Annotated in this window: 13 protein-coding genes; 3 read left to right on the top strand and 10 right to left on the bottom strand. The window is 73.5% G+C overall.

Going from position 1 to position 9,365, the window contains the following annotated elements; all coding sequences use genetic code 11:
* The 3 genes from BKE38_RS28205 to BKE38_RS28195 form a co-directional block, all read left to right on the top strand.
* On the top strand, positions 1-879 hold an 879-nt coding region (locus BKE38_RS28205; protein ID WP_207553710.1), incomplete at its 5' end, for a hypothetical protein.
* A gap of 32 nt (positions 880-911) precedes the next feature.
* Positions 912-1,628, top strand: a complete 717-nt coding sequence (locus BKE38_RS28200; RefSeq protein ID WP_076960469.1) for an NAD-dependent deacylase — start codon at positions 912-914, stop codon at positions 1,626-1,628.
* Positions 1,619-2,221, top strand: coding sequence for a uracil-DNA glycosylase family protein (locus BKE38_RS28195; RefSeq protein ID WP_076960468.1), 603 nt, complete (start codon positions 1,619-1,621; stop codon positions 2,219-2,221). Before BKE38_RS28200 ends, BKE38_RS28195 begins: the two co-directional genes overlap by 10 nt.
* Before the next feature lie 7 nt (positions 2,222-2,228).
* On the opposite strand, the gene BKE38_RS28190 is transcribed toward BKE38_RS28195, so the two are convergent.
* The 10 genes from BKE38_RS28190 to BKE38_RS28145 form a co-directional block, all read right to left on the bottom strand.
* On the bottom strand, positions 2,229-2,621 hold the full coding sequence (locus BKE38_RS28190; RefSeq protein WP_076960467.1) for a metallopeptidase family protein: 393 nt from the start codon (positions 2,619-2,621) through the stop codon (positions 2,229-2,231).
* A 38-nt stretch (positions 2,622-2,659) separates the two neighbouring features.
* Positions 2,660-3,151: a large-conductance mechanosensitive channel protein MscL gene (gene mscL / locus BKE38_RS28185; protein ID WP_076960466.1), complete on the bottom strand. Its 492-nt coding sequence runs from the start codon at positions 3,149-3,151 to the stop codon at positions 2,660-2,662.
* 200 nt (positions 3,152-3,351) lie between these two features.
* A complete protein-coding gene (locus BKE38_RS33015) occupies positions 3,352-3,873 on the bottom strand; it encodes a hypothetical protein (protein WP_076960465.1) in 522 nt (173 codons plus the stop codon).
* Between the two features lie 157 nt (positions 3,874-4,030).
* Complete coding sequence (locus BKE38_RS28175; protein ID WP_076960464.1) at positions 4,031-5,026, bottom strand: TRAP transporter substrate-binding protein; 996 nt, start codon at positions 5,024-5,026, stop codon at positions 4,031-4,033.
* Positions 5,027-5,222: 196 nt separating this feature from the next.
* Entirely contained in the window at positions 5,223-5,660 is a 438-nt protein-coding gene (locus BKE38_RS28170; protein WP_076960463.1) for a CBS domain-containing protein, read from the bottom strand.
* 122 nt (positions 5,661-5,782) lie between these two features.
* Entirely contained in the window at positions 5,783-6,499 is a 717-nt protein-coding gene (locus BKE38_RS28165) for a S1 family peptidase (RefSeq protein ID WP_076960462.1), read from the bottom strand.
* A gap of 190 nt (positions 6,500-6,689) precedes the next feature.
* Positions 6,690-6,947 carry a hypothetical protein gene (locus BKE38_RS33010; RefSeq protein WP_076960461.1) on the bottom strand — a complete coding sequence of 86 codons (258 nt, stop codon included), beginning with the start codon at positions 6,945-6,947 and terminating at the stop codon, positions 6,690-6,692.
* Between the two features lie 155 nt (positions 6,948-7,102).
* A complete protein-coding gene (locus BKE38_RS28155) occupies positions 7,103-7,990 on the bottom strand; it encodes a CDP-alcohol phosphatidyltransferase family protein (RefSeq protein WP_076960460.1) in 888 nt (295 codons plus the stop codon).
* Entirely contained in the window at positions 7,990-8,736 is a 747-nt protein-coding gene (locus BKE38_RS28150; RefSeq protein WP_076960459.1) for a phosphatidylserine decarboxylase, read from the bottom strand. Before BKE38_RS28150 ends, BKE38_RS28155 begins: the two co-directional genes overlap by 1 nt.
* 117 nt (positions 8,737-8,853) lie before the next feature.
* Positions 8,854-9,365 (bottom strand): LysM peptidoglycan-binding domain-containing protein (locus BKE38_RS28145; RefSeq protein ID WP_131829768.1); only part of this gene is annotated, 512 nt, incomplete at its 5' end.

The raw sequence follows: 9,365 nt of genomic DNA, 5'->3' as shown, positions 1-9,365 counted from the left end.
TGGGCTCGGAGATGTGGAGAAGAGCCAGCCCAGCCCGCCGCCGCCCCTGGACTCCCGAGCCCCGCCTCGGCGCCCGTCATCCCGCCCTTCGCTCTGGCGCAGACGGTGTCGCCGGCCCCGCCCAAGGCCGAGGACCCGCCGCTGCGCTATTGCGACCGTGCCCGCCGGCTGCAGAGCGCCACCCCGCCGCCCCTGCCCGGCCGCGAGGCCCTGCCGGTCTGGGAAAGCGTGCAGCAGGCGCATCTCTGCGGCCGCCTCTGGGATGCCGAGGTGAAGATCGGCCTGGCGCAGGAGCGCATGGCCAGCTTCCTGGCGCTCTTCGCCCGGCCGGTGAAGCTGCTGCTGCAGCTCCTGCTGCTGCCCTTCGCGCTGCTGGCGCTGCTGGTCGATGAGCTCCTCGCCTGGATCGTGCCGGGCCCCGGCAGCGCCCTGAACCAGGCCAAGGCAGCCGGCGGCGCCTATGCCCTCGCCCACAACCCCCGTCCCGACTGGTCCTGCGAGGATTTCGTCATGGCGCTGACCCGCCATGCCCTGCCGCTGTGCTTCACCCTGCTCGGCACCGGCATCTCGATCCTGCGCGACTGCAGCCAGCGCATGCACCGCTTCGAGCTGGTGCCGACCACGCTGCCGCTGGGCCTCAGCCGCCTGGCACTGGGCCTGGCCGCCGGGCTCAGCATCGCCCTCTTCAACAGCCCCGAACCGCCGGCCGCCATCCTGCCCGGCCTGCCGCCGCCGCCGCCGGCCGACATGTTCCTCTCGGCCCAGGCGCTGGCCTTCCTGGCCGGCTATGGCGTGGACTCGGTCTTCAGCTTCTTCGACAACCAGCTCAGCCGCCTGCGCGAGCCGCTGCCGCGTCCGCCCGCTCCGCGCCCGTCTTGACCACGGCGGGCCTGCCCCGCGATCCTGGCGCCATGTCCGCACCGCCCCTGATCGTGCTGACCGGCGCCGGCATCTCCGCCGAATCCGGCCTGGCCACCTTCCGCGACAACAACGGCCTGTGGGAGCGCCACCGCGTCGAGGAGGTCGCGACGCCCGAGGCCTTCGCCGCCGACCCGGCCCTGGTGCACCGCTTCTACAATGCCCGCCGCGCCCAGCTGGCCGACCCGGCGATCCAGCCCAACGCCGCGCATCGCGCCCTGGGACAGCTTTTCGCCAACTGGAAGGCGCCGGCCCTGCTGGTGACACAGAACGTCGACGACCTGCATGACCGCGCCATGCCGGGCTCGGACGCGCTGCTGCACATGCATGGCGAGCTGAAAAAGGTCCGCTGCACCGCCTGCGGGCAGCGGCGCGCCTGGGCCGGCGACCTCTCGACCGGGACCCCCTGCCCGGCCTGTGGCGCCACCGGCATGCTGCGCCCCGACATCGTCTGGTTCGGCGAGATGCCGCTCGGCATGGACCGCATCGAGGACGCGCTGCAGGATTGCCGGCTGTTCCTCTCGATCGGCACCTCGGGCCAGGTCTATCCGGCGGCCGGCTTCGTCGCCGCGCTGCGCGGCCGGGCCGAGCGGATCGAGCTGAACCTGGAGCCCAGCCTGGGCAGCCACCTGTTCGAGGAGGCGCGGCACGGGCCGGCGACGCTGCTGGTGCCAAAGCGGGTCGAGGAGCTGCTGGCCCGATGGGGCTGACGCCGGCAGCGGCGCTGGCCGAGGCCGCCGCCGCGGCCCGCGCCTGCCGGCTCTGCGCGCCGCAGCTGCCGCTGGGGCCGCGGCCGATCTTCCAGCTGGACGCGGCGGCGCGGCTGCTGCTGGTCAGCCAGGCGCCGGGCACCCGGGCGCATCTCAGCGGCATCCCCTGGAACGACAAGGCGGGCGACCGGCTGCGCGACTGGCTCGGGCTGGACCGCGCTGGCTTCTATGGGCCGGGGCTGGCGATCCTGCCGATGGGGCTGTGCTATCCGGGCCGGCTGCCGCGCGGCGGCGACGCGCCGCCGCGGCCCGAATGCGCGCCGCTCTGGCATCCGCGGCTGGCGCCGCCACTGCGGCATCTCCGGCTGACGCTGCTGCTGGGCCGCTACGCCATCGCCAGCCGGCTGGGGCCGGCCGCGGCGCGCGACCTGGCCGGCACGGTGGCGGGTTATGCCGGCCTGCTGCGCCAGGGGGTCTTCGCCCTGCCGCATCCCTCCTGGCGGACCCGCGCCTGGGCCGCGGCGCGCCCCTGGTTCGAGGCCGAGGCGCTGCCGGCGCTGCGCCAAGCGGTGGCGGCGGCGCTGGCGCCCTAGCTTTCGCTCAGCCCTCGCCCTCGAGGCGGGTGATGTCGTCGTCGCTGAAGCCGAAGTGGTGGGCGATCTCGTGGATCAGCACGTTGCGGACCAGCCGGAACAGGTCTTCCCCGGTCTCGATCCACTCGACGAGGATGGGCTCGCGGTAGAGGAAGATCATGTCGGGCTCGGCGGCGACGCCCAGCACGCTCTTCTCGGTCAGCGGCGTGCCGCGATAGAGGCCGGTGAGCTCCCAGGGGTGCTGCAGGTCGAGCGCCTCGAGGGTGGCGTCGTCGGGCACCTCCTCGACCAGGATGGCGGTGCCGCGCACCGCTTCCCGCAGCTGCTCGGGGATTGCCGCGAAGGCGGTCTCGGCCAGCTCCTGCAGGTCCTCGACGGAAGGGGGATGGTTGAAGCGCATCCCGCTCCTCTACCAGACCCTGCGCGCGGCCGCGACCCTCAGCCCGGCGGCAGCGTCGGGCCGGCCGGCGGCGCGGCCGGCGCGGCCGGCCGGCCGTCGCGCAGCAGGTCGCGGATCTCGGCCAGCAGCTTCTCCTGCGCGCTGGGGCCGGCGGCCTGCGCCTTGGCATGCAGCCGCAGCTTGGTCAGCACCCGCAGCAGCCAGAAGATCGCCATGGCGACGATCAGGAAGCTGATGATGGCGTTGATGAACTTGCCCACCGCCAGCACCGCGGCGCCGCCCTGCCGCGTCGCCTCCAGCGAGGCGCCGCGCTCGCCGCTCAGCACCACGAAGACATTGGAGAAGTCGACGCCGCCGATCAGCAGGCCGATCACCGGGTTGATCAGGTCCTGCACCAGCGAGTTGACGATGCCGGTGAAGGCCGCGCCGATCACGATACCCACCGCCAGGTCCACCACGCTGCCGCGCATGATGAAGGCCTGGAACTCGGTCAACCAGGCGGGGCGGGAGACGTGGATCGGTGGCTTCATCGCAGGTTCTCCTCAGCGTCTGCCGGATGGCGGGCCGGGGACTGGGCCCGGGCTGCAGACTGCCCGGCCAACGGCTGGGCTGCCAAGCGGTTGCCGCCGTGCCGATGCCGCGGGGAAGATCACCTCGGCTTGAAAGCTGACGCCGGGCGCAAACCCGGCGTCATTTCGGTGCGCCCGGGGCAAGCGGCCCCGGGCCGCCGTCACGGCATGGCGCGCGGCGCCGGGTTCACCGGGGTCGGCGCGGTGCCCATCGAGGTGCCCGAGGACGTCCCCGACGACATGCCCGACGAGCCACCCATGGCCGGCGCGGCCGAGGGGTTCGGGTTGGCCGGGGTGCCGCCCGGCTCGACCACCATGCCGCCGCCCATATAGGCGCCGTCGCTGTTGCCGCGCGCGCTGGCGCGGGTGGCGCTCTGCCGGGTGGTGGCGCTGCGGCGGCCGGCGCGCTGGTTCTCGTCCAGCGGGGTGCGGACCTCCGGGTTGCGCCAGACCGGCTTGCCCAGGTTCACGTCGGACGGCGAGGTGGTGTAGCCGGTCACTGCGCCGGCGCCGCCGCCGACCACCGCGCCGACCGCCGCGCCAACCGGCCCGCCGAAGGCGCCGACGCCGGCGCCGGTCGCCGCACCCGCGGCGGCGCCACCCTGGACGCGGTCGCGCTCATTGGTGCCGCAGGCGGCAAGCGCCAGGGACAGCGCCGCGGCGCCGAGAATCTGCAGTCGCATGCTGGTCACTCCCTCTGTCTGGTGCGCAATGAACGCGGCCGAAGCGACAAGGTTGTGCTCGGCGCTTCGGCCGGAGGCAGGAAATTTCGGTCATGAATCGGACAGCTCCGGCGGGGCCGGCACGGGACGGGTTGGCCCAACCCTGGCTGGTCCCGCCTCAACCGACCCGGAAGGCGTCGATCAGCCGCTGCCCCTCGGGGCCGGCCTTGGCGATCCACTCCTCAACCATCACCTCGGAAACCCGCGCCAGCCCCTGGCGCAGCGCGGGCGTCGCCGCGCGCAGCTGCACCCCGCGCTCGGCCAGCACCGCCTCGCGCCCGCGATGCTCGGCCCGCGCCATCTCCCAGCCGCGTTTCTCTGCCAGTGCCGCGGCACGGAGGACCACGCCGCGCAGCGCCTCGGGCAGCGCCTCCAGCGCGCGGGTCTGCAGGAAGACCGCGTTCTTGGTCCAGGAGAAGCCGATCTGGGTGAAGATCCGCAGGAAGTCCCAGGCGGCGACATCCACGCCCGTGGCCGCCGAGGTCACCATGCTGTCGACCAGCCCGCTGCCGAAGGCCTGGCGCAGCTCGGCCGCCTGCACCAGCAGCGGCGTCGCGCCGACCAGCGTGGCGAAGCGCTGGGTCTGCGCGTTGTAGGTGCGCAGCCGCAGGCCGTGCAGCGCCTCCACCGTTTCGACCGGGACATTGCTGAAGATGCCGGAGGGCGGCCAGGGCACGGTGTAGAGCAGGGTCGAGCCGGTGCGGCGGAAGCGCGCCTCGACCAGTGGCCGGGCCAGCGCCGCCAGCCGCTCGGCCTGGCCGAAGCCGGCGACCAGCTGCGGGATGGCGTCCAGCTCGAAGAGCGGGTCCTCCTGCCCATAGGCCGAAAGCAGGATTTCTCCCAGTTGCACCTGGCCGGTCTGCACGCCGCGGCGGATCTCGGTCATGCCGAGCAGCGCCGCGTCGCTGTGCAGGCGAAACTGCAGCCGGCCGTCGCTCTCCTCCGTCACCTGCTCGAGGAAGGCCTGCAGGTTGCGGGTGTGGAAATTCCCTTCCGGATAGGCGCTGGCGACCTGCCAGCGGGTCTGGCCGCGCGCCAGCCCGGGCGCCGCCAAGGCGAGGCCCGCGCCCAGCAGCGCGCGTCGACGAAGGGAAGAGGCGTCGCTCCAGCTCATTCCGGGCCTCCGGCGGGGAAGCCGCAGCACGCGCTGCGGCCCTTCCAGGCTAGGGGTTCAACCGTTCACGCTGGCTTACGTGGCAGCGCCGCCGGAAATTCCCGCCCCCTCCCGGCCTGCGCCCGATCAAACCGTCCCGTTCGCACCGTCCTGATCAGACCGTCCCGATCAGACCGTCCCAATCAAACCGTCCCGATCAAACCGTCGAGGTGACGAATTCGCGCAGCTCCTGCGCCTCCTGCTCGGCCTCGGCGATGCGCGCCTTCACCAGGTCGCCGATCGAGATCATCCCGGCCAGCCCGCCGCCGTCCTCCAGCACCGGCAGGTGGCGGACGCGGCGATCGGTCATCAGCGCCAGTGCCTCGCCGATCGGCGTGGTCGGGGTGATGGTGTAGAGCAGCCGGGTCATCAGCTGCTGCGCCTGCAGCGCGCTGCTGGTGCCGCCCTGGCTGGCCAGCGCCCGGACGATGTCGCGCTCCGAGACGATGCCCAGCACCTGGCCGGCCGGATCGCGCACCAGCACGGCGCCGATGCGGTGCTGTGCCAGGGTGCGGGCGACCGAGACGGCGTCGTCGACCGGGTTGACCGAGACGACCTGCGAGCCCTTGGCGTTCAGAATTCTGGCGATGGTCATGGACACACCTCCCTGCGCGGGGGAGCGGCGATCCGCCACTTCACGCCCCGGTTGATTGCAGTGAAGCCTGCGTGACCACGCCGTAAGAAGTCCAGGCTAATCGCCGCTGACGCGGTGCCGCATCACGCCGCTTTGCGGCCTTCCAGCAGCAGCGCCGCCTCGGCCTGGGCGCGGTGGATCGACAGCACGAAGACCTGCCGGTTGCGCCGCAGCAGCCCGTCCAGGTCGGTGCCCGTCAGCAGCGCCAGCAACGCCGCATTGCCGCCCTCCGGCAGCGCCGTGGTCAGCCCCATCAGCTGGCCCAGGCGGTCGACCACTGGCCCGCCGGAATAGCCCATCAAGGCCGGCATGCGGGCGGTGAAGCCGCGGCCGTAGCCGGGCATCTCGGCATCCGGCGCCTCGACCCGGCCGGCGGCGACCGAGGCGCCGATGCCGGGGGCGCCGGCAGCCCAGACCGCTTCGCCGGCGATGGGCAGCAGGCCGCGCATGACCGGCGGCGGCGCCAGGAAGCCGGCGGCGACGCGCAGCACCGCCGGGTCCATCCGGGCGCTGCACCCGACCAGCTCGGCCGCCGCCTCGGCGCCGTCGCCGCGGCGCAGCGAGAAGCCGCCCTGGTGCCGGCCCAGCACATGGGCGCAGGTCAGCACATGGCGGTCACCGAAGCCGACGACGCTGCCGCGCGACGACCCGTCCCGCTGCAGCTCGGCGAAGCCGGTGGCGGCGATACGCTCGGCCGGGGTGCCGATGGCCTCCCGCGCCGCCGGCCCGGCGCAGGCCGAGAGCAGTGCCCCCGCCCCGGCCGCCAGGACACCGCGCCGTCCGATGGCAGCAGCCCGCATGCGATTCGAACCCCTCTCCGTGCGGGATGATCGCCCGGAACCGGGGACCGTCGCGCCCTGGCCTGTGCGGCCATGGGTCACGACCTCGTGACCCTTCGACAAGGCTCACGTTATGAGGAGGATTTTTGCTGAGTGATGAACCGGAGTGCCTCGCCGCGCGGCAGCGCCCGGCGCCGGCGCGGGAGAAGGCTCAGAAGCGGATGCCGGCCAGCAGCAGCATCACCACGATCAGGATCAGCGCCAGGGCGGCATCCAGGCCAAGGCCGCGCGGCGTCGGCGCGGGCGGTGGCGCCAGGGGCGGCGGCGGCTGCCAGCGCGGCAGCGGGCCGGCATCATTGGCGGGCGGCGGCGGCGGGCCGTAGCCCAGCGCCACCCGCTCCAGGCCGGGCAGGCTGTTGCGGCGCCAGACGACGCGCAGGCCGCGGTCGGGCAGGCCCTGGTCAGGCATCGCCGGCCACGCCGTCCGGCAGGTCACGCTGCAAGGCCCCGGGCCGGTCCACCACCTGCCTCCCCTCGGCCGGCGGCGGGTCCGCGCGGCGCTGGGGCCAGCATAGACCAATTCGAAGGCGCGGCGCAGCGGGGAGCGGCGCCGCACCGGTCACGTCAGGCGGCGGGCGGCTCGGACACGGCGGGGGTCGGCGCCACCGGCTCGATCATCTCCTCCGCCTCGCGCTTCAGCCGGATATAGGAGCGCAGCGAGAAGGGCAGCATCGAGACATAGATCAGCCCGGCCGCGGCCAGCGCCGCCCAGGGCTCGCTGACCAGCAGCGCGGCATAGGCGCCGACCGAGAGCAGCAGCGGCAGGATGTATTCGCGCCGCACCTTGAAGTTCTTGAAGGACCAGGTCGGCAGGGTGCTGACCAGCATCAGCGCCGTGCCGATCAGCACGCAGCCGACGAACAGCGGATGCCGCACGGCGGCGGCCAGCCCGTCCCAGCCCCAGCCGGAGAAGGCCAGCGAGGCGAAGATCGGGAACATGCCCAGCAGCGCGCCGGCGGGCGCGGGCACGCCGGTGAAGAAGCTCTGCGCATAGGCGGGCTTCGGCGCCGGGCCGGTCAGCGGCACCGGGCCGGCATCCAGCGTCGCGTTGAAGCGGGCCAGGCGCAGCGACATGCAGACCGCGAACATGACGCAGGGCACGAAGCCAAGCCCGCGGTAGTCATGCATGGTCCACAGGTAGAGGATCATCGCCGGCGCGACGCCGAAGGACAGGAAATCGGCCAGGCTGTCGAATTCGGCGCCGAAGCGGCTGGTGGCCTTCAGCAGCCGCGCCAGGCGGCCGTCCAGCCCGTCGATGGCGCCGGCCAGGATGATCAGGCCGGCCGCCGGCTCCCACCGGTCCTCCAGCGCGAAGCGCATCGCCATCAGCCCGGCGCAGAGGCCGAGCAGCGTCATGATGTTCGGGATCAGCCGGTTGAAGGACTGGCCCTGGAAGCGCGGACGCTGGCGCGCGGCGAAACGGAAGCGGCGGGGACGCGGCGGGCGCTGCATCAGGCGGGCTCGCCGGGCATGGTGTAGCTGCCGGCCGGGCGGGCGGCGGGCGCGGCCTCGGCCGGCGGCGTCAGGTCGGCGATGACGGTCTCGCCGCCGATCATGGTCTGGCCCTCGACCACCAGCGGGCGGACGCCCTCGGGCAGATAGAGGTCGGTGCGGCTGCCGAAGCGGATGATGCCGAAGCGCTCGCCGACGCGCAGCTGGTCGCCCTCGCGCACGTCGCAGAGGATGCGGCGGGCGATCAGCCCGGCGATCTGCACCACGGCGATCTCGCGCCCGTCGGGCAGGCGCATGGCCAGCGCGTTGCGCTCGTTGTCGGTGCTGGCCTTGTCCATGTTGGCGCTGAGGAACTTGCCGTGGTGATAGGCGATGCGGGTGACCGTCGCGGTGCAGGGGCTGCGGTTCACATGCACGTCGAGCACGGAGAGGAAGATCGCCACCCGCCAGCGCGGCGCGTCGCCCAGGCCGAGCTCGGCCGGCGGCACCGCAGGGCGGATGCTGACCACATGGCCGTCGGCCGGGGCCACGAAGACCGGCCGGTCCGGCACCACCCGTTCCGGATCCCGGAAGAAGTAGAGGCAGAACAGCGTGAAGCCGAGGCCCAGCCAGAACAGCCAGGAGCCGCCGACCAGACCGCTCGACAGGAGGCCGACCACGGCCACCGCCGCGCCGCCGATGATGAAGGGCCGGCCCGCCGGATGCGGCGGGGCCAGAACCATGCGAAGGCTTTCAAGGAGCGCCATGATACCTGCGGTTATGGTCGGTCGCGGTCGCGCAAACAACCCTCGCCCGAGGGGCAGGGTTGCAGGCGGCGCAAGCGTCGGCGTTGCGGAAGGCGGTTTGCGCGGCCCGGGACGGCGTCAGCTGGGCGGCAGGACGAAAACCTGGCCGGGATAGATCCGGGTGGGCTCGCGGATCTGGTCGCGGTTGGCGCGGTAGATCACGGTGTAGCGCATGCCGCGGCCATAGCTGGCGCGGGCGATGCGCCACAGGCTGTTGCCGGGCTGCACGGTGACGCGGCCCTCGGCCGGGGTCTGGGCGGCGACGGTCTGGCGCGCCTCGCGCTGGAAGGGCAGCTCCAGCCGCGCCGTCACCTGGCCGCGCGGGCCGATCTGGTCGAGGCGCAGCGTGTGCATCCCCGGCTGCGGCTGGGCGCCCGCCGCGGGCGTCAGGCTCCAGCGGCCTTCGGCATCGGGGGTGGCGTCGCCGACATGCGCCTGGTCGACATAGAGCCGCACCACCGCGCCCGGGGGCGCCGCGCCGGCGAAGCGCATGTCGCCGTCATCCTCGTAGTCGACGACGTCCAGCGCCAGGCCGCGGCGGGCGGGGGCGGCGGCGGCCGGCGCGCCGTTGCTGGCGACAGTGCTCGGCG

Origin of the sequence: Teichococcus deserti, from assembly GCF_001982615.1 — a bacterium.
Taxonomy (GTDB): domain Bacteria; phylum Pseudomonadota; class Alphaproteobacteria; order Acetobacterales; family Acetobacteraceae; genus Pseudoroseomonas; species Pseudoroseomonas deserti.
This window is presented reverse-complemented; position numbering and strand designations above follow the sequence as displayed.